This is a genomic window from Luteibacter sp. (genome assembly GCF_051958795.1).
GTDB lineage: Bacteria > Pseudomonadota > Gammaproteobacteria > Xanthomonadales > Rhodanobacteraceae > Luteibacter.
The window spans coordinates 1-24,997 of record NZ_JBQCFT010000314.1; the positions used below are offsets into that span (position 1 = coordinate 1).

At 66.4% G+C, this 24,997-nt stretch carries 17 protein-coding genes; 9 read left to right on the forward strand and 8 right to left on the reverse strand.

Annotated elements, in window-relative coordinates; all coding sequences use genetic code 11:
• Positions 1–433: 433 nt before the first annotated feature.
• The 4 genes from ACTHLF_RS16140 to ACTHLF_RS16155 all read left to right on the forward strand — a co-directional run bounded on the left by ACTHLF_RS16140 (position 434) and on the right by ACTHLF_RS16155 (position 3,798).
• Positions 434–895, forward strand: coding sequence for a DUF3574 domain-containing protein (locus ACTHLF_RS16140; RefSeq protein ID WP_440328529.1), 462 nt, complete (start codon positions 434–436; stop codon positions 893–895).
• A complete protein-coding gene (locus ACTHLF_RS16145; protein ID WP_440328530.1) occupies positions 895–2,493 on the forward strand; it encodes a hypothetical protein in 1,599 nt (532 codons plus the stop codon). The genes ACTHLF_RS16140 and ACTHLF_RS16145 overlap by 1 nt, the downstream gene beginning before the upstream one ends.
• A gap of 97 nt (positions 2,494–2,590) precedes the next feature.
• Entirely contained in the window at positions 2,591–3,118 is a 528-nt protein-coding gene (gloA, locus tag ACTHLF_RS16150) for a lactoylglutathione lyase (RefSeq protein ID WP_440328531.1), read from the forward strand.
• Between the two features lie 23 nt (positions 3,119–3,141).
• Positions 3,142–3,798, forward strand: a complete 657-nt coding sequence (locus ACTHLF_RS16155) for a rhomboid family intramembrane serine protease (RefSeq protein WP_440328532.1) — start codon at positions 3,142–3,144, stop codon at positions 3,796–3,798.
• Positions 3,799–3,804: 6 nt separating this feature from the next.
• Here the strand turns inward: ACTHLF_RS16155 and rapA are convergent, their stop codons facing one another.
• The 6 genes from rapA to ACTHLF_RS16185 all read right to left on the reverse strand — a co-directional run bounded on the left by rapA (position 3,805) and on the right by ACTHLF_RS16185 (position 14,604).
• Positions 3,805–6,636, reverse strand: a complete 2,832-nt coding sequence (gene rapA, locus ACTHLF_RS16160; RefSeq protein WP_440328533.1) for an RNA polymerase-associated protein RapA — start codon at positions 6,634–6,636, stop codon at positions 3,805–3,807.
• 99 nt (positions 6,637–6,735) lie between these two features.
• Complete coding sequence (locus tag ACTHLF_RS16165) at positions 6,736–7,413, reverse strand: Fe2+-dependent dioxygenase (RefSeq protein WP_440328535.1); 678 nt, start codon at positions 7,411–7,413, stop codon at positions 6,736–6,738.
• Between the two features lie 21 nt (positions 7,414–7,434).
• Positions 7,435–9,735 (reverse strand): catecholate siderophore receptor Fiu, encoded by a 2,301-nt coding sequence (locus ACTHLF_RS16170; protein ID WP_440328536.1) that lies wholly within the window; start codon positions 9,733–9,735, stop codon positions 7,435–7,437.
• A gap of 186 nt (positions 9,736–9,921) precedes the next feature.
• Positions 9,922–10,890, reverse strand: coding sequence for a class I SAM-dependent methyltransferase (locus ACTHLF_RS16175; RefSeq protein ID WP_440328538.1), 969 nt, complete (start codon positions 10,888–10,890; stop codon positions 9,922–9,924).
• Positions 10,877–12,088 carry a YcaO-like family protein gene (locus ACTHLF_RS16180; RefSeq protein WP_440328540.1) on the reverse strand — a complete coding sequence of 404 codons (1,212 nt, stop codon included), beginning with the start codon at positions 12,086–12,088 and terminating at the stop codon, positions 10,877–10,879. The genes ACTHLF_RS16175 and ACTHLF_RS16180 overlap by 14 nt, the downstream gene beginning before the upstream one ends.
• 395 nt (positions 12,089–12,483) lie before the next feature.
• Positions 12,484–14,604, reverse strand: coding sequence for a M13 family metallopeptidase (locus ACTHLF_RS16185; protein ID WP_440328542.1), 2,121 nt, complete (start codon positions 14,602–14,604; stop codon positions 12,484–12,486).
• Positions 14,605–14,881: 277 nt separating this feature from the next.
• On the opposite strand from ACTHLF_RS16185, the gene ACTHLF_RS16190 reads away from it, so the two are divergent.
• Together ACTHLF_RS16190 and ACTHLF_RS16195 are read left to right on the forward strand one after the other, a co-directional pair.
• Positions 14,882–16,573, forward strand: a complete 1,692-nt coding sequence (locus ACTHLF_RS16190; protein WP_440328543.1) for a phospholipase C — start codon at positions 14,882–14,884, stop codon at positions 16,571–16,573.
• Positions 16,566–18,188 carry a multicopper oxidase family protein gene (locus ACTHLF_RS16195; protein WP_440328545.1) on the forward strand — a complete coding sequence of 541 codons (1,623 nt, stop codon included), beginning with the start codon at positions 16,566–16,568 and terminating at the stop codon, positions 18,186–18,188. The genes ACTHLF_RS16190 and ACTHLF_RS16195 overlap by 8 nt, the downstream gene beginning before the upstream one ends.
• Before the next feature lie 114 nt (positions 18,189–18,302).
• Here ACTHLF_RS16195 and ACTHLF_RS16200 read toward each other — a convergent pair whose 3' ends face one another.
• The gene (locus ACTHLF_RS16200; RefSeq protein WP_440328547.1) at positions 18,303–20,102 is read right to left on the reverse strand and encodes a M14 family metallopeptidase; all 1,800 of its coding nucleotides are present in this window, start codon (positions 20,100–20,102) and stop codon (positions 18,303–18,305) included.
• Between the two features lie 139 nt (positions 20,103–20,241).
• Here ACTHLF_RS16200 and ACTHLF_RS16205 point away from each other — a divergent pair, with 139 nt between their 5' ends.
• From ACTHLF_RS16205 to ACTHLF_RS16215, 3 genes are all read left to right on the forward strand, one after another.
• The gene (locus ACTHLF_RS16205) at positions 20,242–20,907 is read left to right on the forward strand and encodes a response regulator (RefSeq protein WP_440328549.1); all 666 of its coding nucleotides are present in this window, start codon (positions 20,242–20,244) and stop codon (positions 20,905–20,907) included.
• Complete coding sequence (locus ACTHLF_RS16210) at positions 20,904–22,295, forward strand: ATP-binding protein (RefSeq protein ID WP_440328551.1); 1,392 nt, start codon at positions 20,904–20,906, stop codon at positions 22,293–22,295. Before ACTHLF_RS16205 ends, ACTHLF_RS16210 begins: the two co-directional genes overlap by 4 nt.
• An 83-nt stretch (positions 22,296–22,378) precedes the next feature.
• Positions 22,379–22,897, forward strand: coding sequence for a Dps family protein (locus ACTHLF_RS16215; protein WP_440328553.1), 519 nt, complete (start codon positions 22,379–22,381; stop codon positions 22,895–22,897).
• 111 nt (positions 22,898–23,008) lie between these two features.
• Here ACTHLF_RS16215 and ACTHLF_RS16220 read toward each other — a convergent pair whose 3' ends face one another.
• The gene (locus ACTHLF_RS16220; protein WP_440328554.1) at positions 23,009–24,883 is read right to left on the reverse strand and encodes a M61 family metallopeptidase; all 1,875 of its coding nucleotides are present in this window, start codon (positions 24,881–24,883) and stop codon (positions 23,009–23,011) included.
• Between the last annotated feature and the right edge of the window lie 114 nt (positions 24,884–24,997).

The following is a 24,997-nucleotide window of genomic DNA, read 5'->3' on the forward strand; positions in this document are numbered from 1 at the left end:
CCCCACCCCCCCCCCCCCCCCCCACGCCCACCCCCCCCCCCCCCCCCCCGGCCCCCCCGTCGGCTTGCTGGGCGCGGGGCGCGGTCGCCGCCGTGGCGAGGACGACGGCGATGGCGAGCGGGAGGCGGGAGTGGCGCATGATGGATCCTGGATTGACGCGCACGGGAGCTTCCGCCGTGCGGCGGGCTTGGAAGGAAGGCGTTCGAGCCGCGAAGGGGCTGTATCAGTCCAGCGCGCCCGGGCAACATCGCCCGCAAGCCGCGACGCGGCCCGGCATGGCATGCTGCGTGGGAAGGAGGCGTGTCATGGGTGCCCTGGCGCCGCAGGAAAGTGCGGAATGTGCGACATTTGTTGCACCGCAGTGTACGCTGTGTCAATAGGAAAGACGTCTGGCCGTATGGACGTCCATAACGAACCATCCGCCGGAATCCGCATGAAGATCACCGCAGGCCTTCTCTTTTCTGCATCGCTACTGCTCGCGGGCTGCGTTAGCTCGCCGTCGCATGCGCCGCCGACCGCCACGGTTTCCGCGACCCTGGCGGGCGATACGGCCCACCCGGCCAGCACGGCGGGCTGGGTCCGCACGGAGCTCTATTTCGGGCTGGGCCTCGAGGGCACCAGCAGCGGCGTGGATGAAGCGGGCTGGCGCACCTTCCTGGATCGCGAGGTAACCAAGCGCTTCCCCGATGGCCTCTCCGTCGTCGACGTCTATGGCCAGTGGCAAGGCAAGGGCCAGGCGCAGCCAGAGCGGCTCCGTTCGAAGCTGCTGCTCCTGCTCTACCCGGATACGCCCGCCCGCCGGGCGGACGTCGAGGCCATCCGCACCGCGTGGAAGGCCAAGACCGGTGACCAGTCGGTGCTGCGCGTGACCCAGCCCGCGGACGTGTCGTTCTGATGGCCGCGCCTGGCAACCCGGCCCGTCGCCGCGCCTTCGGCGGTGGTGACCTCAACGGCGTGCTTGGCCTCGTCGTCGACAACCTGTCGATCCTGGCTTTCCTTGCCACCGCGCTGATCGGCATCTTCGGGATGCCGGCGGATATCGTCTACCGGCGGATGTTCCCGGGGACGGCACTGGGCGTGCTGCTGGGCAACCTGGCCTATACGTGGATGGCGCGCCGCCTTGCCGCGAAGACGGGCAGGGCGGATGTGACGGCCATGCCGCTTGGTCTGGATGCGCCGACCAGCATCGCCATGGCCTTGCTGGTCCTGGGTCCCGCGTTCGCAGGCTACAAGGCCTCGGGCATGGATCCCGTCGCGGCCGGCGAGGCCACCTGGCGACTGGGCATGGCCTCGCTCGTGGTCATGGGCGTGCTGAAGTTCGTCCTGTCGTTCTTCGGGGCGTGGGTGCAGCGCTCGGTGCCACGCGCCGGCTTGCTCGGTTCCATCGCCGGTATCGCGCTGGTGCTCATGGGCTTCCTCCCGCTGGTCGAGATCATGCGTGTCCCGGTGGTCGGTTTCGCCGGCCTCGGCATCGTGCTCTACGCGCTGGTCGCGAAGCGGCGCCTGCCGTTCGGCACGCCGGGTGTCCTGGCCGCTGGTGCGGTCGCCGTGGCGCTGTACTACGGCCTGGGGCCACTCGGCCTGCTCGGCACGGGCTACCACGCACCGGCCGCTTGGGAATGGCGCCTGGGCTTCCCCTGGCCTTCGCTGGGGTTCATCGCCGGCCTGCCGGCCACCATGCCGTACCTCGCTTTGATCCTGCCGTTCGGCCTGCTCATGGTGGTCGGTGGCATCAACGTGACCGAGAGCGCCCGCGCCGCAGGCGATGACTATTCGACACGGGACATCCTGCTGGTCGAGGCGCTTGCCACGCTCGTGGCCGGTGTCTGTGGTGGCGTCGCTCAGACCACGCCCTACATCGGGCAGCCCGCCTATAAGGCCATGGGCGCACGGACGGGCTATACGCTGGTCACCGGCCTGGTCATCGGCCTCGGTGGCATCTTCGGCTACCTCTCGAACCTGGTGGAACTGTTGCCTGTTGCGGTGCTGGCGCCGATCCTGGTCTTCGTCGCGATCGGCATCACCGTGCAGGCGTTTGAAGCCGTCCCCCTGCGCTATGCCGCGGCCGTTGTTTTCAGCTTCTTCCCGGCCATTGCACGCATGCTCGCGATCAAGCTTGGCGATCCTTCGATCGTCGATCCGGCGCGGTTCGGAGCGTTGTATGCCGACGCCAGCCACGGCATCTCGGAGCTCGCTGTCATCGTCATCCTCGGCAACGGCTTCATCATCACGTCGATGGTCTGGGCCAGTTTCGTCGTCGCGATGATCGACGGGCACGTCCGCAAGGCGGCGGGCATCGTCGCATTGGGTGCCGTGCTTACGGCTTTCGGTGTGATCCACTCGGTACAGCCCATCGGTGCCGTCTATCTGCCGTGGCTGCTTGATGCGGCATCGCGCACGCTGGTGTGGCAATTCGTCGGTGCCTACGGCGCACTCGCCGTGGTGCTGTTGCTTCTATCCATCCGTGAAGGCGGCGCCCGCAAAACCGTGTAGGTATTTGCCTATTTTATGTAGCGGTGCCCTGCCAAGCTTGAATTGCGCGGGCACCGCAGCCACCCTTGGAGCCTGTTCCCCAAGAGTCCTCCTCCCCATGTCCCTTTCCGACCTGACCAAGCTGCCGGGCGTCACCGCGTCACCGGATATCGCCACCCGACGCTACGTGTTCAACCACACCATGATCCGCGTGCGTGATCTCGAAGTGTCGCTGGACTTCTACACGCGCGTGCTTGGCTTCACGCCGGTGTACCAGCATGTGTTCGACGAAGCGAAGTTCACCATCGTGTACCTGGTACTCGTCGGCGACACCTCGGTGATCCCCGAAGACGACGATGCGCGCAAGCGCTGGGTTCTCAGCCAGCCGGGCGTGCTGGAACTCACGCACAACCACGGCACGGAGAAGGAAGCGAAGACGCCGTACCACAACGGCAACACCGAGCCGCGCGGTTTCGGTCACCTCTGCGTGAGCGTACCGGACGTCAACGTGGCGTGCGCCCGCTTCGAGGCGCTGAAAGTCCCCTTCCAGAAGCGCCTTACCGACGGCCGGATGAGCCACATTGCGTTTATCCGCGATCCGGACGAATACTGGATCGAAATCCTGCAGCCGACGCCGCTGGCCTGATCCTCGCTGGACCCGGATTCCCCATGACACCACGCTTGCCCCCGGTCACCCGAAACCTGCTCATCGCCAACGTGGTGCTGTTCGGTCTGCAGCTGCTGCTCGATGACGACAACACGATCGCAGTGACCCGCTGGCTGGGGCTGTGGCCGCTTGGTCACTACATCGCGGTGAACCTCGGGGGCGGAGATATCGCGGGGCTCGGCTTCCGGCCCTGGCAGCTGGTGACCTACGCGTTCCTGCACGGCGGGGTCATGCACATCGTGCTGAACATGTACGCGCTGTACATGTTCGGCGGGCTGCTGGAGCGGGTGATGGGAGCGCGCCGCTTCCTCATCTACTACTTCACCTGCCTGTTGGCGGCGGGTGTCGCGCAGCTGGCGGTGCTGTACTTCTTCGAGCCCGACAAGATGTACCCCACCGTGGGTGCGTCGGGCGCGATCTTCGGGCTGCTCGCCGCGTTCGCGATGCTGTTCCCGCGCGAAAAGCTCATGCTCATCCCGATCCCGGTGGGGATCCCTGCCTGGCTTTTCGTCACGCTGTACGGCGCCGCCGAACTGATCTTCGGCGTCACCGGTACGCTGTCAGGCGTGGCCCATTTCGCCCATCTGGGCGGCCTTGTCGCTGGCCTGGCACTGCTCTGGGCGTGGGGCGTAAGGCCGCCACCACGCCCGCAATACTGAGTTCACTCAGCGCAGTGCGAGGAAGTCCGGGCTAACCACGAAGCGCACCGCGTCGAGGCGCAGGCGCGCTTCGGGCAGGGCATCGAGCAAGGCGCCGCGCTCGGCGGCCACGGCCTGGATCTCGGCTTCGGTAATCGACGGGTTGACCTGGCGCAGGGCCAGCAGGCGGCTGAACTCGGCGTCGAGTTCGGCCTTCGCCATCTCCACGGCCTCGATCTTCAGCACCTCGGCGCGGCCTTCGGCCAGGTCCTTCGCATGCTCGAGCATCGGCGGCACCAGCTTCGACAGGAACTTTCGGTAGCGGGCCACGTCGATATTCCGGTCGGCGGCGCGGCGCAGGGCGACATCGCTGGGGCGGAAATTCGGCCGCTCGGTGAGCTTGGTGTCCACCGTGATCATCAGCGGCGTCGTCGGCAGGAAGCGGCCGGCGTCGAGCTGGCGGTCGGCGACTACTTCCAGCACATAGACGGACTGGAGCAGGGCGGTGCGTACCGGCAGGTTGTCATCGACCAGGAACGCCGCGTTGCCGGTCTCGCCCGATACCAGCAGGTCCACGGCCGCCAGCACCATCGGGTGATCGAGGCGGAGCAGCGGCAGGTCTTCGCGGGCCAGCGAGGTATCGCGCGAGAACGTCACCGAGAGCGGGCCTTCGGCGAAGCCTGGCAGGCCATCGGTCGAGAGGTACTGCGGATCGAGCAGGGTGATGTCCTTCGCCAGCTCTTCCGCGTGCACGCCATACATCTCGAACAGGCGCTGGATGAAGGCATCGCGTGACGGATCGTGGTCGTCGCGCGCGAAGCTGCCGGCGAGATCGTCGGCATGCGGATCGCGGCTGGCGGCCAGTTCGAGCAGGTGGTCGCGGCCGGCATGGATCAGTGCGGACAGCTCTTCGTGTGCACCGCGGGTTTCAGCGATCAGCGCGTCCAGTTCCTGGTCGCGGTTATCGTCTTCGCGCGCATGTTCGTCGGCCAGGGTCGAGAGCAGGCTGCCGAAGCGGCGGAGCAGCTCGCGGCCATCGGCGGGGCTGGTACGGAACGCGTCCAGGCCTTCGTCATACCAGCGCGCCAGAATGTGCTGGGCGCTGTCCGACACCACCGGCACGTGGATCACGATGTCGTGCTTCTGGCCGATGCGATCGAGGCGGCCGATGCGCTGCTCGAGCAGGTCCGGATCCAGCGGGAGATCCCACATGACCAACCGGTGGGCGAACTGGAAGTTGCGGCCTTCGGAGCCGATCTCGGAACAGATCAGCAGGCGCGCGCCATCGGGCTGCGCGAAGAACGCGGCGTTGCGGTCGCGCTGGACGATGCCAAGGCCTTCGTGGAAACGCGCCACGCCAACGCCGCTGCGCGTGCGCAGGGCGTCTTCGATCGCCATGACCTTGCCCTGGCTACGGCAGAGCAGGAGGAACTTGTCGTTCGGGTGGGCATCGAGCAGGCCGACCAGCTCGGTGATGCGCGGATCATCGGCGTAATCGAATTCCAGCGGCGCGGGCGGCTGCTGGATATCCGAACGGAATTCGGCGAGGAGGGTTTCCCGCTTGCCCGGCAACAGCGTGGCGGGATCGATCTCGATCACCTCAGGCACGCGGTGCGGGAAGCCGCCGATGCCGGCGCGGCGGTTGCGGAACATCGCGCGGCCGGTGCCGTGGCGGTCGATCAGCGCGGCGAGCACGGAGGCGCTGCCATTCGGCCGGTCGAGCAGGGCGGACATCTCGCGATCGCCCTTGAAGCGCTCGGCGACCAGCGCACGCTGCGCATCGTCCAGGGGCTTGCCATCGGCCAGGGTGTTGGCCAGTTCCGAGAGCGGCGCGAGATTGGCGGATTCGGCCAGGTACGCATCGAGGTCGCTGTAACGCTGCGGGTCAAGCAGGCGCAGGCGGGCGAAGTGGCCCGCGCGGCCAAGCTGCTCGGGCGTCGCGGTGAGCAGGATCACGCCCGGCGTGGCCACGGCGAGTTCCTCGACCAGGCGGTAACGCGGGCTGGCGCCTTCGGGCGTCCACTCGAGGTGGTGCGCCTCGTCGACGACGATCAGGTCCCAACCGGCTTCGGCCAACTGGGCTGCACGCTTCGGCGCGCTTTCCAGGAACGCGAAATCGGCGATGACGAGCTGTTCGTCCTCGAACGGGTTGCGGCCATCGTTACCCTGTTCGATCGCCTCGCAGCGCTCCTCATCAAAGATGGAGAACGAGAGGTTGAAGCGGCGCAGCAGTTCGACGAACCACTGGTAGACCAGCGTTTCCGGCAGCAACAGCAAAACGCGCTCGGCGCGGCCGGCGGCGAGCTGGCGGGCGAGGATCATGCCGGCTTCGATGGTCTTGCCAAGGCCCACTTCATCGGCGAGCAGCACGCGTGGCGGACGACGTGCGGCGGCAATGCCGGCCACGCGCAACTGGTGCGGCACCAGGCCGATGCGGGCCGATTCCAGGCCCCACGAGGCAGCGCGGCGCGCTTCCGCACGGCGGCGCAGGCCTTCGGCGCGCAGGTCGAACTTGTCGTTGGTATCGGTACGTCCGCCGATCAGGCGGTCGTCGGCCTGCGACATGGCCTGCTCATCATCGAGCTGGCCTTCTTCCAGTTCACGGCCTTCGCCGCGGTATACCAGCAGGCCTTCGCGGGTTTCCACGCGCTCGACCAGGAAGGCGATGCCTTTGCCGGATACGCGCTGCCCAGCGCGGAATTCGGCGCGCACCAGTGGGGCGCTGTCGATGGCGTAGGGGCGCAGGACGCCCGCCTTGGCGAACAGCACCTGCACGCCGCGCCCTTCGATGCGGAGGATGGTGCCGAGGCCGAGTTCAGGTTCGGCGGTGGAGATCCAGCGTTGACCAGGTTCGAACATGCTTTGTGGGGGTACGGCCTTGGGGGTGGATGATTATCCCGCCCCGGGGCCTGCATGCCTACCTTTTCGTTAAGCCTGTGCAAAAAACAGGCCGATGGATCAGGTTTCCGCCCAGCGCCGCAGCAGATTGTGATAGACGCCGGTCAATTGCAGGATCGAGCCCTGGTCGGCGCCATCGGCGGTGAGCTTGCGGATAGCCGTATCCATTTCCAGCAAAAGCCGGCGCGCGCTGTCGTCGCGCACCAGGCTTTGCACCCAGAAAAACGAGGCGATACGTGCCCCGCGGGTCACCGGCGTGACCCGGTGCAGGCTGGATGAGGGATAGACCACGGCATCACCGGCGGCCAGCTTCACTTCGTGCTCGCCGTACAAGTCGCTGACGATCAGCTCGCCACCGTCGTATTCATCCGGATCGGAAAGGAACAGCGTGCACGACACGTCGCTGCGCACATGCGCGTCGCCATCGACCTGCATCACCGCACCATCGATATGGAAGCCGTATTCGCCGCCGCCTTCGTAACGGTTGAAACGCGGCGAGAGCGTGCGCAGCGGCAACACCGCCGCGTGGTAGAGCGGGTGGCGGCCCAGTGCCGCCACCACCAGGTCGCCGAGTGCCGTGCGCACCGGCGACGCCTGCGGAAGCTGGAGGTTCCGCTTGACCCTGGCGCCCTGTGGACCGACGGTTTCCCTGCCATCGGTCCACTCGGCACCGTCCATCTGCTTTCGCATCCCAGCGACCTCATCCGAGGTGAGCACGTCGGGAATGTGCAGGAGCATGATGGATGACCCTCGGGGCGATCAGAAGCGGAAGTTGGCGCTCAGCATGGCCGAACGCGGGGTACCCGGACTATAGCGGTAACCGCTCTTGTTGATCGCCGCGACGTAGTTCTTGTCGAACAGGTTGTAGACGTTGAGCTGGACGTCGAAATTGCGGCTGACCGGGTAGCTGGCCATCGCATCGAACACCCAGTAGCTCTCGGTGTGGTCCGGCGTGCCGATGGCGCCATCGGTACCGCGCTTCATTTCGCCGCTGTAACGCGCGCCGCCGCCGATCGTGAGGTTGAACGGGAAGTGGTACGTCGTCCATGCGGTGAAGGCCCGCTTGGGGTTGTACGCGAGGTCCGAGCTGCCATCCTGCGATACGTTGGTGCCCGTCTCCACCTTCGCATTCATGGTGGTGAAGCCCGCGCTCACGGCCCAGTTGTCGGTGAACTTGCCCACCGCCGAGATCTCGACGCCGCTCACGCGCTTCTTGCCGATCTGGTAATAGAGCAGGTCGGTCGGATCCTGCACCAGCTCGTTGGTGACGGTGGTGCGATACAGGGCGGCGGTAAGCAGCAGCTTCTCGCCGAGCAGGTCCCACTTCGTGCCGAGTTCGGCGGTCTTCGCCTTCTGCGGATCGAAGTTCGGGTTGTCGGCGCTGTTGGTGGCCGACGAGAGCGTCAGCGTATTGCCGCCCGGCGGCTCCTGCGACTGGGCGAAGTTGGCGTAGATGCTGCCATTCGCGGCCGGCTTGTACAGGATGCCGAGCTTGTAGTTCTTCAGGTTATCGCTCTTCGATGCATCCACGCCCGGCACGATGCTGCCGGTGGGCAGGCGGCCGCACACCGGTGCGCCGCGGCCGCCGCAGGCGACGAGGCTGCTGAAGTCGGTCTTGTAATGATCGAAGCGGACGCCGGCGTTCACCTGCCAGGACTCGCCGAACTTCACGGTATCGAAGATGTAGGCGGCCGCGGTGTTGGTCTTGCCATCGCTGCGTGCGCCGGTTTCACCGTAGCGGAGGCCGCCCACGTCGGAGTACGGCTTGTACAGGTTCGCCGCCGGCCACGTGCTGCCACCCAGCGCGCCCATGCCGATGGCGCGGGCCTTTTCCTGCGTCAGCTCGACACCGGCGCTGATGTCCTGCTTCACCGCGCCCGAATCGATCGACACCGTGACGTTGGTCTGGTTGGTCGCGATGCGATTGGACTGGTGCTTGAACGTCGGCGTGCTGCGCGCGAGCGTCCAGGTCGACGGATCGTTCGGGTTCGGCGTGATGATGTTCGCGCCGCTGGCCAGGAACGAGGTGAGCAGGTAATCCTGCTGCGTACGGCCCCAGCGCGTGGTGTTGTGCAGGGCGACCTGGTCGTTGAAGTCGTGCTCGACGAGGATCGTGAACAGGTCCTGCGTGTTGCGGTCGTGGTCCTGGTTCGTGCCGTAGAAGTTATCCGTATCGACCTTCGGCGCGGTGCCGAGGAACGCGCGGTTATCCGGCGAGGCGTAACCCGGCAGGCCGATGGTGGGGATACCACCATCCGGCGTGTTGCGCTGCTTCACGTGCAGGTAGTCGAGGTAGACGCGGGTCGGCGTGCCAAGGCCAAAAGCGAGTGAGGGCGCGACGCCCCAGCGGTTCTGCTCGACCTGGTCACGGCCGGCGACGCCGCTGTTCTGCTTCATCACGTTGAGGCGGAACGCGCCGGTATCGCCCATCTGCCGGTTGAGGTCGGCGGTGGCGCGCTCGCGCGAACCGCTGCCGCCCTGCACGCTGCCGCTGACGCCGTTGCCGAGCACTGGCTGCTTGCTGACGAGGTTCACGGCGCCGGTCGGCGCGGTGCGGCCGTACTCGGTGCCATCCGGACCCTTGGTCACTTCGACCTGTTCGATGTTGAACACGTCGCGCGACACGGTGCCGAGATCGCGCACGCCATCGACGAAGATGCTGCCCGAGGTATCGAAGCCGCGCATGTAGATGGCGTCACCGGTGTTGGTGGCGCCGTTTTCGCCGACGTAGAAGGTGCCGACGCCAGGGCTGTTGCGCAGCGCCTCGGTCAGCGTGGTGGCGCCCTGCTGCTGGATCAGTTCCTTGCCGATGACCTGGATCGTCTGCGTCGTATCGAGCAGCGACTGGGTGAACTTGGGCGAGGAGACCTTATCCGTGCGGTAGTCGGAGGAACGGTCCGCATCGACCTGCATGCCGGGGAGGGCCTGGGCGTCGTTTACCTTGGCCTGCTGCGGCGGCGCGTCGGCGGCGATGGCGCCATGGGCGAAGACGAGGAGGGCGGCGGCACCGACGGTGCGCGCGGCCGGAACGGCATGCTTGCGGCTCTTGATGTGGGCCATGGACTTTCCTTTGCGGGGCTTTTTTTGAGAGAGCTGGGCTGCCGCAGGCACAAGCCGACCCGCGCCGGCCGGGGGCCAGCGGTGGGGAAGTTGGGTTGTGTCCCTAGAAAACGCAGGGTGCGACACCTACAGATTGCACATCGTAAAGATAATGAGAACGAGTTGCAATTACCTTGTAAGTGTCATCTAAGCGAGATCCGGTTGCGTCCGGCGAGCGCCTGCTCGCAGCACGTACCACTGGAACAGGCCACGCCCGTCAGCGGTGGGTGCCGTACAGGTGAGTACCTGCCAGCCGAGCCGGGCCGCTTCGGCGTGTACGGGTACGAGTACGCCGCTATGACCAAACAGCACGGCGACGCCGCCCGGGCGGATGGTGGTTGCGAGCCGCCTGAAAAGTGTGAGCGCCTGCTTGCGCGTGACCACTTCGACATTAAGGAAGCGGAGCAGCAGCCCGTCGACGCTGCTCGCGGGGAGCGCGGTCGCGTCGGCGCAGGCGAAATCGGGGACGACGTGTCCGTGGTGGCGCCGCGCGGTGTCGACCATGGCGGGGCACAGGTCGCTCCCTGTGAAACGCAGGCCGGGGCAAGCGCGCGCCATGGCCGCGACGAAATCGCCGGTGGAACAGGCGGGGTCGTGGACAAGCGCACCCGGGGGCAGGGCGTTCGTCAGCGTGCGCGCGCACAGCTCGCGAAGGTGGTGTTCGTCTTCCGCAAACCTCGCTGCATGGCGCGAAGCCACCTGCCAGTACTGCGGTGGGCATACCCATTCGCGGCCGTGGGCGTCCAGCGCCGGGAATGGGAAGATCAGCTCCGCCGACGCGTCGGCTGCAGCCATCGCAAGGAACGCGGCGGCCTGCCGGCCATCGCGCAAGGTCACGTCGAGGTGTGTCTCGTTACCGCCAAACCCAAAGCGGAACGGGTCGCCCAGGAGGTCATCAGAACGGATCGCATGGGACGGCGTGCCGCTGGCGCGGCCGCGACAGCGGCGGCCTACCCAGCGCAGGCCGCCGCACTGCAGGATGAAGTATTGCTGGCGCGCCGATGGGCACGTCTCGCGCAGCAGCCAGGGGTGCCCCGGCTGGGTGCGCGCGAGGGCGATCTGGTCAAGGACTGCCCGTTCCGACGCAAGCCAGTCGCGCGCATCAGGCATGCCCATGCGGTGCTCCCCGTTCGAAGCCCGGGACGACGATGCCCCCGCGCGAGACCAGGTAATAACGATCGAACCCAGGCACGAGCACCTGGCACAGCGTGAGTGTTTCCGGCCGGCTGTACAGCACGTGGACCAGAGGCCGGTAACCCTCGGCGGCGAGCGCGGCCATGCCGCGTTCCAGTTCCCCGGCTACCGCAAGCGAGCGCGCTTGCCTGGGCAGGGTGACCCTTTCGAGCCGGCGCCTTCCACATAGCGCCGGAAGATCGGCGATGCAGCTGCGGTGCAACCGTTTCCACGGCCGCAGGCGCCGTTCCTCGCAGGCAAGGTCGTTCCCGACGGCCGGCACATGGTCGGCCACGGCATGCACCTGCACGAGCTCCGCCAGCGCACGCGACGCGGCATGCACGGCATCGCCGGAGGCGCCGGCGCCGTAGAGATGCTGTGGCCGCCCCGGCCGCGCACCGAAGGCCAGGTAGGTATGCGCGGCGGCATGCGTGGAGATATCGAGCAGGGTGATGCTGGCGCCGATCTCGGCCTCCGCTTCGGTCCAGTCGCGGCGCAGCACCGATCCGCTGCCGCGTGCATCGAGCACGCGCAACGGCTCGTCGGTGTCGTCGTGAAAATGGCGACGCAGGAAGCGCGATACGTCGTCGCGTTCGACGCACTCGTTCAGCGCGTGCAGTGCGGCTTCGGCGAACGTCGCGCCGATCGCGGTGCCGCTGTTGCTCGCATAGCGGGCCAGCCCGGTGTAGTCGAAGGTGTCGTCGCCATCGGGCGCATCGAGGTAGGTGGGGCGCGAAAGGGCCAACGGATAGGCCTTGCACGCGCCATCCAGGTAACCCGTGTAGACCCGGCAGGCGAGGTGCTCGCCGGGCTGGGCGGCCAGGAAGGCGTCGACGGGCGCACCCATGCCCGCGGGTACCTGCGCCGCGGGGATCAACGCGTGGTCGAGCGAGCAGGCGTGGTAAAGGCTCAGGTAGTGTTCGCAGGCCTCATACAGGGCGCCCGTGAGCGAGAAATCGCCCCGTCCCTTGCCGGTACCGGTGTAACGCGTATCGCGCGCTGGGTCCTGGAGTTCGACGATCGTGGTGTTCAGCGAGGCGCCGTGTTGCTCGGCGCGCCACGTGAGGCCCAGGTGGGCTAGTTCGCTTTCGACGCGCAGCCGCGCCTGCGCGAGGGGGAACTCGCGTTCGAAGGGAATCATCGCTTTCGTCCAATGAAAAACGGGGCCCCCCCTGGGGCCCCGTCGGGGGTCACTCGTCGTCGAGCTCGGCGAGTTCGACGTTGCTGAGCTGCACGGTAGTGGATGCGTCGAGACCCTCGAGGGTTTCGTCTTCCGGCAGGTGGTGGCAGTAGCACATATAAGAACCCATGGCACGACTCCTTCCGTTGGTGGGAAATGCCGGCGTGGATGAGCGCCGACGAAGGCAGGTTATCGGCTCCGCGGCGTAGAAGCCGAGCAGCGAATGCCGTCATCCCGTGTAGGGATGGTCTTGCAGCGACTACGGAAAAACCCTACAGGCGAGCCGCGGCCGACACAAAAAAAGCGCCGCACAATGTGCGGCGCTTTTCGTCACAGGAATGATCAGGTAACGCGAGTTACCAGATCTTCACCTGCTTATCGCCCTCGCGGATCATCTTCGCGCCCGGCTTGCACTGGAACGCCGTGGCGAACGATTCCATGTTCGACGGAGCGCCGATCGCGCGCAGCGATGCGGGAGCGTGCGGGTCGACGTTGAGGTACAGCTTCGCCTGCTTGTCGCGGACGCTGCCACGCCACACGCGCGCCCAGTTCAGGAAGAAGCGCTGGTCCTGGGTATAACCGTCGATCTTCTCGCCGGCTTCCTTCGGGTTCTTCTTCAGCGCTTCCTGCAGGGCGTCGTACGCCACGTTCAGGCCGCCCAGGTCGGCGATGTTCTCGCCCAGGGTCAGCTTGCCGTTGACGTGCAGGTCCGGCTCCGCCTTGATCGGCGCGTACTCGTTGAACTGCGCCACCAGCTTGCCGGTGCGCTCGTCGAACTTGGTGCGGTCTTCCTTCGACCACCAGTTCTTGTTGTTGCCGTCGCCGTCGAACTGGCTGCCCTCGTCATCGAAGCCGTGGCTGGCTTCGTGGCCGATCACCGCGCCGATACCGCCGTAGTTGATCGCGTCGTCACCGTTGGCATCGAAGAACGGCGGCTGCAGGATCGCGGCCGGGAAGTTGATCGTGTTGTCGGTCGGGTTGTAGTACGCGTTCACCGTCTGCGGGGTCATGCCCCAGTCGAGGCGGTCGGTCGGCTTGCCGATCTTCGCGATGTCGTAGTGGTAGTTGAACTTGCTGGCGGCTTCGACATTGCCGAAGTAGTTGGTGCCCGAGACATCCAGGCCCGACCAGTCACGCCACTTGTCCGGGTAACCGATCTTCGGCAGGAAGGTGTTCCACTTGGCGATCGCCTTTTCCTTGGTCGCATCGCTCATCCAGTCGAGCTTCTCGATGCGCGCCTTGAGGGCGTTGCGCACGTTGTCGACCAGCTCGTTGGCGCGCTGCTTCGCTTCCGGCTTGAACACCTTGGCGACGTACAGCTGGCCCAGGGCTTCACCCATCGACGAGTTCACCGTGCCGAGCACGCGCTTCCAGCGCGGCTTCTGCTGCGGCTGGCCGGCGAGGGTCTTGCCGTAGAAGTCGAACTTGTTGTCCTGGAAGTTCTTCGACAGGTACGGCGAGGCGCTGTCGATCGCGTGGAAGCGCAGGTAGGCCTGCCAGGTGGTGACCGGGGTGCTGGCCAGCATCTTGTCGAACTGGGCGAAGAACTTCGGCTGCGAGAGCGAGAAGCCCTTGTCGATCGTCACGCCCTGGGCGGCGAAGAACTTCTCCCAGTTGAAGTGCGGGGTGATCTTGTCCGCTTCCTTCACCGAGACGAAGTGGTACTGGTTTTCCGGCGCGCGCAGTTCGACCGGCGCCAGCGAGGCCGCGGCCAGCTGGGTTTCGAACTTCATGATGTCGTCGGCCTGGGTCTTCGCGTCGCCTTCCGGCACGCCCGCGAGGGTCAGGGTCTTGGTGATGTAGTCGACGTAGGCCTTGCGGTTATCGGCCTGCTTCGGATCGGTGTAGTAATCCTTGGTCGGCAGGCCCAGGCCATCCTGCTGCGCGTAGCCGATCTGGACCTTGGCGTTCTGGAAATCCGCGCCCGAGCCGAAGCCGAACACGTAGCCGTTGCCGTCGTTGAAGCTGGTGTCGAGGAAGTCGGCGATGTCCTGCGGGGTCTTCAGCGCATCAATCTTCGCCAGTTCCGGCTTGAGCGGGTCGATGCCGGCCTTCTCGATGGCGTCTTCGTTCATGCCCGAGCGGTAGATCAGGCCGATCTTCTGCTCGATCGAGCCCGCCTTGGCATTGTCGGCGCCCTTGTCGGCGGCATCGACGATGTCGTGCTGGGTGTTGAGGCTGTTCTCAGCCAGCTGATCGAAGGCGCCCCAGCGGGTGCGGTCTTCGGGGATCGGGTTGGCGGCGACCCACTTGCTGTTGACGAAGCCGTTGAAGTCGTCGCAGGCGTTGATGCCGGAATCGAGCTCAGCCACGTCGAAGCTGGGCTTCGCGGGGGCGGCGGCCGCGGCCGGCGCGGTGCTGGCAGGGGCAGGCGAGTTGGCGGCCGGCGCGGCGGCGTCCTCGTGCTTGCTGCACGCGGTGCCGACGAGCGCAACGCTCAATGCCAGTGCGAGCGGCTTCAGGTACTGCTTGGTCATGGATATCCCTCTGTGGAATGGTCATCAAGTCGGCACTCCCCGGCGCCGCCCCCGCCCGAGGATAGCCGCTGCGGGCCCTGCTCAGGGGGGACCGTGACGGAAGTCATGGTTCGGTGCCGGGCGTGATGCACCGCACGATCTACGAAATTTCGCAATTTCCTGCGCCGTTTGTCCCTTCGGTGTCATAACAGGTTCCTACGCTCCCTCTCACCGCATGACAGGGGATGCGGCCCATAGCCACCGGCGCATCACCAAAGATCACCGAGGAGCCACTGTCATGCGCAAGATCCTGGCCGCGGGCATCGCCTGCGTGCTTTCCCTTTCGGCCGCGACCCTGGTGGTTGCCCAGCAGACCGCCCCGGCGGAAACGGCCACCAGTGCCCTCGGCTTCGGCTGGGGCCACGGCGGGCACGGCAACGGCCCCCGCACCGCCACCCCCATCAAGCACGTCGTGGTGATCTTCCAGGAGAACGTCTCCTTCGATCACTACTTCGGCACCTACCCGGTCGCAGCCAACGACCGCGGCGAGCCGTCGTTCTATGCACGCCCGTTCACGCCGAACGTGAACGGCTACGACCGCCGCCTGCTCACCAAGAACCCGAACGCGCAGAACGCGGATAACGGCGACGCGGCGATCAACCCGTTCCGCCTCACCCGCGCCCAGGCGGCCACGGCCGACCAGGACCACGGCTACACGTCCGAGCAGCGTGCCTTCCACGGCGGCAAGATGGATCTGTTCCCCAAGTACACCGGCCATGGCGAAGCCTTGCCGGGCGGTGATGCGCAGGAAGATGGCCAGGGCCAGGTCATGGGCTACTACGACGGCAACACTGTCACGGCCTTCTGGAACTACGCCCAGCATTTCGCGATGAGCGACAACAGCTACGGCACGGTGTTCGGCCCCTCGACGCCGGGCGCCATCAACCTCATCTCGGGCCAGACCGCCGGCGTGATCGATACGCTGAACGGCACGGGCGCCGAAACCGATGACGGCCACGGCGGCCTTACGATGATCGGTGACCCGGACCCGATCGGCGACGTGTGCGCTTCGCCGACGGCGAACCAGGTGACGATGGGTGGCAAGAACATCGGCGACCTGCTGAACGACCGCAACGTGACCTGGGGCTGGTTCCAGGGTGGCTTCGACGTGAGCCGCACCAACCCGGATGGCAGCACCGGCTGCGCGCGCCGCACGCTGTCGAAGGTGACCAACGCCACGTCCAACGACTACAGCCCGCACCACGAGCCGTTCCAGTACGACCCGAGCACGGCCAACCCGACGCATGCGCGCCCGACCTCGGTGGGCATGATCGGCAAGACCGACCAGGCCAACCACCAGTACGACATCGAGGATTTCTACGATGCGCTGGATGCCGGTAACCTGCCGGCGGTGAGCTTCCTGAAGGCCTCGGCCTACCAGGACGGCCACGCGGGCTACTCCGATCCGATCGACGAGCAGGCCTTCGTCGTGAAGGTGATCAACGCGCTGCAGCAGAGCGGCGAGTGGAACGACACCGCGGTGGTCATCGCGTACGACGACTCCGACGGCTGGTACGACCACCAGGATCCGCCGCACGTGCATGCCTCGACCGGTACCACCGACGCGCTTGACGGTGACGGTACGTGCAAGGGCCGCACCGTGCTTCCGGGTATCGACGGCAAGACGCCGGCGATGGGCCGTTGCGGATTTGGCCCGCGCCTGCCGCTGCTCGTCGTTTCGCCCTGGGCCCGCGATAACTTCGTGGACCACGGCGTGACCGACCAGAGCTCGATCACCCGGTTCATCGAAGACAACTGGCTCGAAGGCAAGCGGATTGGCGGCGGTTCCACCGACGCGACGGCCGGCCGCATCGACTCCATGTTCGATTTCTTCTTCCCGCGCCTGTTCGATCGCCAGCTCATCCTGGACGAGAACACCGGGCAGCCGAAGAACGCGCCGCACTGGCCGTTCGGTAATCCGCATGGGTGATCGCCGTCGTTTCCTGAAGACGGTGGGTTGCATGGCCGCGGCGGGATGGATCCCGTCGCGGCTTTTCGCGCATGACATGAAGCACATGCAGGCCGCCCCCGCCGGGCAGGTCGGCAACAACCTGTGCATGCATGCCATGGGCGACACCACCCGCATGCCGGGCCTCGTCGATCCGAACAAGCTCACGCCGTTCGTCGATGCGCTACCGATCCCGCCGGTGCTTCGCCCCGAGACGGGCAAGCCGGTGACCGTGCGCATGGCCGCCAGCAGCCACAAGCTACACCGCGACCTGCCGCCCACCGAACTGTGGACGTACAACGGCAGCTACCCGGGGCCGACCATCGAGGCGCGCACGGGCCAGGCGATCGACATCACCTGGGCGAACGGGCTGCCGACGAGGCATTTCCTGCCCGTGGACCACAACATCTGCGGCGCCGAAGAAGACAAGCCCATCGTGCGCGCCATCACGCACCTCCACGGTGCCAGGGTGCCGCGCAAGGACGATGGCTACCCGGAGGACTGGTACGTCCCGGGCAAGTCGCGCCGCCACCATTACCCCAACGTCCAGGACGCGGCCACGCTGTGGTACCACGACCATGCCATGGGCATTAACCGGTTGAACATGTACGCCGGGCTCATGGGCCTGTACCTGCTGCGCGACGAGCATGAGCTCTCGCTCGGGCTGCCGTCGGGCGAGTTCGAACTGCCGCTGGTCATCGCCGACCGCTGGCTGCGTGAGGACGGGCGCCTTTACTACCCTGATTCCGGCGACGCGAAAGCGCCATGGGTGCCTGAAGTGTTCGGCAACCTGACGCTGGTGAATGGCGCCATCCTGCCGCGTGCCGACGTGCAGGCGCGGCGCTACCGCCTGCGCGTGCTGAACGCCGCGAACGGCCGCTTCTACCACCTGCGTTTCAAGGATGGCCGACCGTTCCAGGTCATCGGCTCCGACCAGGGCCTGCTGGCCGCACCGGCGACGATGAAGGCGATCTTCCTTGCCCCGGGCGAACGCGCCGATATCGTCGTGGACTTCGCATCGTTGCGCGGCGGCACCGCCGACCTGATGAACGATGCCGTGCCGCTGATGCGCTTCGCCGTGGGCCAGGGCGAAGCGAAGGACGACAGCCGCGTGCCCGATGCGTTGCGTGAGATCACCCGTTTCACGGAGAGGAGCGCCTCGAAGACGCGCGACATGACGATGGACGAGTACAGCGACTGCGTCGCCACGCCGATGCTCATGCTGCTCAATGGCAAGCGCTGGCACGAGCCGGTGACCGAGACGGTGAAGCTCGGCAGCACCGAGATGTGGAACCTGGTGAACCTCACCGAGGATACCCACCCGATCCACCTGCACCTGGTGCGCTTCCAGATCCTCGACCGCCGCCCATACGACGTCGACGAGTACCTCGAAAAGAAAACCATCCGCTACGTCGGCCCCGCGCAAAAACCACCGGCGCACGAACAGGGCTGGAAGGACGTGGTGCAGGTGTACCCGGGCATAGTCACGCGCATCGTGGCCACGTTCGACGGCTTCGAAGGCCGCTACGCATGGCACTGCCACCTAGCCGAGCACGAGGCCAACGAGATGATGCGGCCGTTCGAGGTGGTGGCGTAAGCGACCATCCATAGTAGGAGCCCACCCTGTGGGCGACGCCGTTCGCGAAAGAGCCGCAGGCCCTGTGGCATTTCGCGAAAGATGTCGCCCACAGGGTGGGCTCCTACAGCATCGTTAGTGCAGTTGCTGGAGCGCGGCGTTGTCCAGTCGAACCACCGGGTACGCACCCACCTTCTGCGCCGTGTACCACGGGCTCTTCTCGAAGAAGAACGACAGGCGTGCCCGCGGGTTGGCGGCAAAGGCCTTGTCCGCCGCCACCTTCGCGTCGAACTCGGCCTTGAGCGCCGGGTTCTCCGCGATCATCTTCCGGGCCAGCGCCTCCATGACCCGCGGTTCGCCGTATTCCTTCGGCTCGAAGATCGCATCGAGGTAACCCCAGGTCAGCAGCGCATCGGGTGCGTGCGCGTCCAGCAGGTTCGCCGCGAGCACGGCGTCGGCATCATCGCCGCGGACAATCACCGTGCCCGCGGGCAACGCGACGTCCACCGGGGCGGGCGAGATCGTGACGCTCCGCAGCAGGTGGTGGCCTTCGAACGGCTTCTCGGCCCACTTCGGTTCCGTCAGCATGTCCTGCGTTGCCTGCACCGTCGCCGCCTGCGCGAGCGTCGTATACGGGATGTGGTGTGCCTTCAGCCGGTCGATCACCACGGTCCACTGCGGCGGGATCGCCCAGGCGGCAGGCAGCGGGGCGCTCGCATCGGGCTGCAGGTCCAGCCAGCTCTGGATCGCGTAGGTCTTTTTCTTCGTCGGGTCGTACTGGATCCACGTATCGCCGGAGATATCGCTGTTCGTCTGGGTGAACGCGTAGCCCTTCAGCGTGAAGGGCTTTGGCGTGGGGTCGGCCTTGAAGGTGACGGCCACCGACGCGTTCGACGACGCAGATAGCGCCGCAGCCCATGCATCGGCCTGCTTCGAGGCGTCCAACAGGGCGGCGGGGTCCTTGTTGATGCCGCCCAGTACCGCGCGTACGACGTCATAGGTTCCATGTACGCGCACGGCATAGGGCTTCAGCATGTGCGTTTCGATCAACAGGCCTGCACGGTTGCGGATGGCCGCGTAACCGGTGGAGAAACGCGGGCCGGAGCCGAAGTTCTCGATACCCTTGGTGGGGTCGCGGCCGTCCTTGAATTCAAGGTAGGGCGAGGCGAGGTGGCCCATCTTCTCGTAAGCGGGGATCGCTTCGCCTTCGATCGTCGTCTTCTGCCAGGCGGCGATCGAAGGTGGCAGCTTGTGCGCGTCCTCGGTGTAGTACGTCAGGTCGTACTGGTAGTCCGCGCCGTCGGTGGTGTGGATATCGATGAGCAGGTCGGGCGACCACTGATTCCACAGGCCCAGCCACGCGCGCGTTTCCGGCGCATCGGCCTTCACGTAGTCGCGGTTGAGGTTGAGGTACTGCGATTGCCCGCGGAAACCCATCTTCTCCGGGCCGTTCTGGTTGATGCGGAAGTACGGGCCGGAGTTCTCGTGGCCATCCACGCTGTACACCGGGATGAAGACGAGCACGGCATGGTCGAGCAGGTGGGCCAGCTTGCCGGTGACGGCAAAATCACGCAGCAGCATCAGGCCTGCGTCCTTGCCCTCGATCTCGCCCGGGTGGATGCCCGCTTGGAGCAGCACGACCGGCTTGCCGGCGGCGCGGGCCTTATCCGGGGTCATGTCGCCATCCTTCGCTGCGACCACCACCGTCATGGGCCGGCCTTCCGGCGTGGTGCCGAACGTCTGCACGCTGACCTGGCCGTGCGAGGCAGCCGCTACCTTATTGAGGTAGGCCAGCGTGTCCGCGTAGGAGGGCGTGGTGCGGAAGCCGGCCGCCTCGGCCGGGGTGGTCCAGGCATCGTTCGCCGGGGCAGCGAACGGGGCGGCGGCGAGCAGGGCAACGGCGAGCAGGGCGACAGACGGGCGGGTGGCGCGCATGGGGACTTCCGGTGTGGCGAATCCAGCCATTGTGTGATTTTTTTCCGCGCGCGGCGAATCATGCGGCCGGCCCGGCGTAAGGACGGGCTAAGCTGGGCCTCCCGATAATCCACCCTGACTCCCCATCGGCCCGGCACGCTTGCACATCCTCCTTATCGAAGACGACGCCCAGCTCGGCGATGCCATCCGCAGGGCATTGGAGCGGCTCGCCCATACCATCACGTGGCTGCGCGATGGCAACGAGGCGCTGGCCGCGCTGCGTGAGCACGAGGCCGACTTGGTGCTGCTCGACCTCGGCCTGCCGGGGCGGGATGGCCTCGAGGTGTTGCAGGAAGCCCGCCGCCAGCGCGTCACCACGCCAGTCATCGTGATGTCGGCCCGTGACCAACTCGATGGCCGCATCCAGGTGCTGGACGCCGGCGCGGACGACTACCTGGTCAAGCCCTTCCACCTGGATGAACTGGCGGCGCGTATCCGTTCGCTCTCGCGCCGCGCGCGGGGCGAAGCGGTCAACCGCCTGGAGGCCGGGGCGCTCAGCATGGACCTGGGCACCTTCGACGTGGCGTGGCGTGGGAACAAGGTGGACCTCACCCGCCGTGAATTCGCGCTGCTGCAGACTTTGATGGAACGCGCCGGCCGCATCGTCCGGCGTGAAACGCTGGAAAGCACGCTGTATGGCCCGGAGAACGCGGTGAGCACCAGCGCGCTCGAGGTGCTCGTGCACGGCTTGCGCCGCAAGCTCAGCCCTGAAGCCATCCAGACCGTGCGCGGGTTCGGTTACATGGTGCCGCGGGAGCCGGTGTGAGGCCACTCAGCCTCCGCTCGCGCCTGTTGCTCCTCATCATTGGCGTGCTGGCCGCCGTGCTGCTGCCGCTCGGCATCCTGAGCGCGCAACGCACGCTGGAAGAAGTGGACGAGCTTTCCGACGGCCGTCTCGCCCAGGCCGCGCGCACGCTGGAAGTGCTGGTAAACCGCATCGGCGTGGAACAGCTGCGCGAGCAACGCACGGCGCGTTTGCTCGTGCCGAGCTCCACGAACCACCCGGCCGAACTCACCGTGCAGGGGCGCACTTATGAATCCGAGGTGGGCTTCCAGGTGTTCGACCGCGACGGCACCCTGCTCATGGCCACGGAGAACCTGGCTTCGGTGCCGCGCCTGCACGTGCCCGACGGCCGCTACGAAGACGTGACCCAGGGCCGCTATACCTGGCGCGTGTTCACGCTGATCATGGAAGAGCAGGGCATCACCATCCGCGCGGGTGAGCGCTATGACAGCCGGCACGAGATTACCCATGCGCTCTGGATCGAACATGGCCTGCCCACGCTGCTCGGCCTGCCACTGCTGGCCGTGCTGGTGGGGTGGGCGGTCCGGCGCGGCCTCGGTCCCCTCGAGGATCTGGCAGGCGCCCTTGCGCATCGCGAGCCCGGTAGCCGGGCGCCGGTGCACCTGAGCGGCGATGCGCCGGAAGAACTGAAGCCGGTGATGGCGGCGCTGAACGACCAGATCCTCCGCCTTGAGAGCGCACTGGAACGCGAGCGCCGCTTCAGCGCCGACGTGGCCCACGAACTGCGTACGCCGCTGGCCTCGACCATGATCAACCTGGAGAACGCCCTCGCTTCGGCGCGGCCCGATGAGGCGCAGGCCGCCCTCAACGCGGCGCGTGACTGCCTGGTCTCACTCGCCCGGCGCACCGAGCAGTTGCTGGCGCTCGCGCGGCTGGAGGCCGGTGCGGCCTCCGGGCCCCGCGCACGGGTGGACCTGGCCTCGTTGGCGCTCGACGTTGTGGAGGAGCTGGCGCCGGTCATCGCACGTGGCAACGTGGAGCTCGAGATCGACCGCCCCGATGGGGATGTGATCATCGAGGGCTATCCCGTCGCGCTGGGCGTGCTGCTGCGCAACCTGCTGGATAACGCGTTCCGCCACGTCCCCTCGGGTGGCCACGTTGCGCTATCCATCGAGCGGCGCGATGCGCATGCGGTGATCGAAGTGGTGGATGACGGCCCGGGCATTCCGGCCGAGCGCCGCGCCGGCATGTTCGGGCGCTTCCAGCGTGGGGTCGATTCCCACGGCGATGGCTATGGCCTTGGCCTCTCCATCGTGCAACGTGCTGCGGAACTCCACGGTGCCTCCGTGGAACTGCTGGATCGCGATGGCGGCCACGGCCTCCGCGTCGTGGTGACGCTGCCACTCTAGCGCGCCGCCATCGGCGCGAACATGCAAGCTTTTGTCATGCGCGCTGGCGCATCCTCGGGAGCCTATCCCGAGGAGCGCTTGTGATGAAAAACACCGAAGCCGCCAAGACCCGCCGCAAGGCCGACCTGAATACCCCCACCGGTCTCGGTGCCGATGCGACCCGTGACATCTCGGCCGAGCTCAACGCGCTGCTGGCGGACACCTTCGCGCTGTACCTGAAGACCAAGAACTTCCATTGGCACATGTCCGGCCCGCGCTTCCGCGACCTGCACCTGTTGCTCGATGAGCAGGCCAGCGAGGTTTTCGCGATCACCGACGACATCGCCGAGCGCGTCCGCAAGATCGGCGGCACCACGCTGCATTCCATCGGCCATATCAGCCGCCTGCAGCGTCTCGCCGATAACGATGCGGATTTCGTGACCCCGCAGGACATGCTGGCGGAACTGCGCGAGGACAACATGCGCTACATCGCGTTCCTCCGCGAAACGCATGGCGTGTGCGATGAATACGGCGATGTCGCCACGGCCAGCCTGATCGAGAACTGGATCGACCAGGCCGAGCGCCGCGCGTGGTTCCTGTTCGAGACTGCGCGGGAGCACTAAGAGCCGTTCCAAACGTAGGAGCCCACCCTGTGGGCGACATCTCTCGCATCAACGCAAAAAGACCTGCTGCGTCATCGCGAAAGGCGTCGCCCACAGGGTGGGCTCCTACGGTTACTTCTTAGGCGTAGCAATCGCCCCGATCAGGTCCTTGCCCTCGCCACGCACCAGGTGCGGGTACTTCAGCCCGCCGTGGTAGTCGACCTTCACCGTCTGGTAGTCGTCGATGTTCTTCACCAGGAACTCGATCGGCGTCGTGGTGTTCTTCGCATCGGCCACCGCATCCTTCAGCACCTGCGCCGAGAAGTCCTTGCCGTTCACGGCGACGATCGTCACACCTGGGATCAGCCCGGCCTTCGCCGCGGCGCCTTCCCACTGCGAGTCGCGGATCTCGCCCTTGTCGGATACCGTCACGCCCAGCGAATAAGCCAGGTTGATGGTCTTCCGCAGCGTTTCCCCTGTCTTCTGGAAATCGGTCGGCTTGTCGTCGAACGCGAGTTTCCAGCCGCCACCCTCGATACCCTTCTCGGGCATGGTGTCGCCGGTGTAATCCAGGCGTTCGCGCAGGAACTTCGCCCAGTCGTACGGCTGCACGTCGTTGAGCGTCTTCACCACGTCTTCGAAGGTATAGGTCTTCGGCACGTAGCTGCCGCTATCCATGCCGTAGAACGCCTTCGCGAACTCATCCAGCGTGTGCTTGCCGCCGGAGAGGTCGCGGATCTTCGTGTCCACGTCGAGCCAGAGCATCTGGCCTTCCGGGTAGTAATCTGAGCTGCGGCGGAGGTTCACCCAGCCGCTGGAACCACGCGAGGAAAGCGGGATGCCATCGGCCGTGTCCTGTAGGGAGCGCCACTGGCGGCCCGTGCGCGCACCCATGTCGGCGGCGATCGAGGCCAGGTTGTCGCGCCACTGGTCGGTGGTCCAGATGCCCGACCGCGCGGTGAGCACGCCCGCGAAGTAGTCGGTCAGGCCTTCATAGACCCAGAGCAGGTCATCCTGCATCGGCTCGGTGAAAGTCGGCGTCCACAGGTCGGCGGGGCGGCGGAACTTGCCGTTCCACGAGTGGATGTATTCGTGCGGCAGCAGCGTGCCGGCGGCAGCGTGCACCTTCGGGTCGGTGAGGAAGTTGGCGAACAGGCGATCATCGCTCGACTGGTGGTGCTCGAGGCCGAAGTGGCCGGTATGGTCCGAGACCACCAGCAGGAAGTCGTAATGGCTGTAATGGTGGGCACCGAACAGCTTGTTCGCCTGGACCACGAGGTTGCGCTGCGGGGCGATCTGCTTGTCGCTGATCTTCACGCTCTCGGCGGTCTCGCCGACGATATCGAGGTGCACCGGCACCGACTGGTTCGGGGCAAGGTCGACGCGGGTGAAGTACTGCCCGGCGATCAGCGGTGAATCGACGAAGTTCTCGTAGCTCACCGGCTTGAAGGTCACCGTATCGCCGGCTTGCGATGCCGTCTCCAGCGCGGTGGCGAACTTCCAGCCCGCCGGCAGCTTCACCGTCGGTTCGATCATGATGCGGCTGGTGTAGTAGCCCGCCGGGTAGAACGACACTTCGTTGAACTCGAGCGGGATGTAGTGCGGCGTCGCCGAATCGAGGTAATCGAAGCTCAGGTCGAGCTTGTCCACGCCCTCGGGAACATCCACGTGGAACGCGAACATCTCCTTCAGGTCGCGACGCCACGGGATCTTCTTGCCATTCGCCGTGATGATCAGGCCAGCCACATTGGAAAGCGGGCCGCTCGGGCTGTGCTCGCCCGGGATCCACTTCGGGTAGTAGAGGATCGTGTGCCCCGGCGAGACCGGGATGCTCTCGCGCACGTGCAGCAGGTGCCGGGCCTGGTCGGTCAGGTCCACCGTCACTGCGAGGTTGCCCTTGTAGGGCTGGTCGACGGGGGCGGGGAGGTCCTGCGCGAAGGCGGCGGGAGCGGTGGTGGCCAGCGCGATGGCGGTGGCAAGCGAGGCACGGCGGAGGGTGTGGCGCATGGGACGGTTCCCGGCGGCGGATGAAGGCCCGATGGTGGAACCTCGCGGCCCGGTCTCGTATAGGCCAGAGGTCACGGGTGTTTGAAACGGGGGTCTAGGTCACCTTGCGGCCCA

Coding starts and splice junctions, on each gene's coding strand:
- ACTHLF_RS16140 (WP_440328529.1), top strand. CDS start 434: ATGAAGATCACCGCAGGCCTTCTCTTTTCTGCATCGCTACTGCTCGCG.
- ACTHLF_RS16145 (WP_440328530.1), top strand. CDS start 895: ATGGCCGCGCCTGGCAACCCGGCCCGTCGCCGCGCCTTCGGCGGTGGT.
- gloA (WP_440328531.1), top strand. CDS start 2,591: ATGTCCCTTTCCGACCTGACCAAGCTGCCGGGCGTCACCGCGTCACCG.
- ACTHLF_RS16155 (WP_440328532.1), top strand. CDS start 3,142: ATGACACCACGCTTGCCCCCGGTCACCCGAAACCTGCTCATCGCCAAC.
- rapA (WP_440328533.1), bottom strand. CDS start 6,636: ATGTTCGAACCTGGTCAACGCTGGATCTCCACCGCCGAACCTGAACTC.
- ACTHLF_RS16165 (WP_440328535.1), bottom strand. CDS start 7,413: ATGCTCCTGCACATTCCCGACGTGCTCACCTCGGATGAGGTCGCTGGG.
- ACTHLF_RS16170 (WP_440328536.1), bottom strand. CDS start 9,735: ATGGCCCACATCAAGAGCCGCAAGCATGCCGTTCCGGCCGCGCGCACC.
- ACTHLF_RS16175 (WP_440328538.1), bottom strand. CDS start 10,890: ATGGGCATGCCTGATGCGCGCGACTGGCTTGCGTCGGAACGGGCAGTC.
- ACTHLF_RS16180 (WP_440328540.1), bottom strand. CDS start 12,088: ATGATTCCCTTCGAACGCGAGTTCCCCCTCGCGCAGGCGCGGCTGCGC.
- ACTHLF_RS16185 (WP_440328542.1), bottom strand. CDS start 14,604: ATGACCAAGCAGTACCTGAAGCCGCTCGCACTGGCATTGAGCGTTGCG.
- ACTHLF_RS16190 (WP_440328543.1), top strand. CDS start 14,882: ATGCGCAAGATCCTGGCCGCGGGCATCGCCTGCGTGCTTTCCCTTTCG.
- ACTHLF_RS16195 (WP_440328545.1), top strand. CDS start 16,566: ATGGGTGATCGCCGTCGTTTCCTGAAGACGGTGGGTTGCATGGCCGCG.
- ACTHLF_RS16200 (WP_440328547.1), bottom strand. CDS start 20,102: ATGCGCGCCACCCGCCCGTCTGTCGCCCTGCTCGCCGTTGCCCTGCTC.
- ACTHLF_RS16215 (WP_440328553.1), top strand. CDS start 22,379: ATGAAAAACACCGAAGCCGCCAAGACCCGCCGCAAGGCCGACCTGAAT.
- ACTHLF_RS16220 (WP_440328554.1), bottom strand. CDS start 24,883: ATGCGCCACACCCTCCGCCGTGCCTCGCTTGCCACCGCCATCGCGCTG.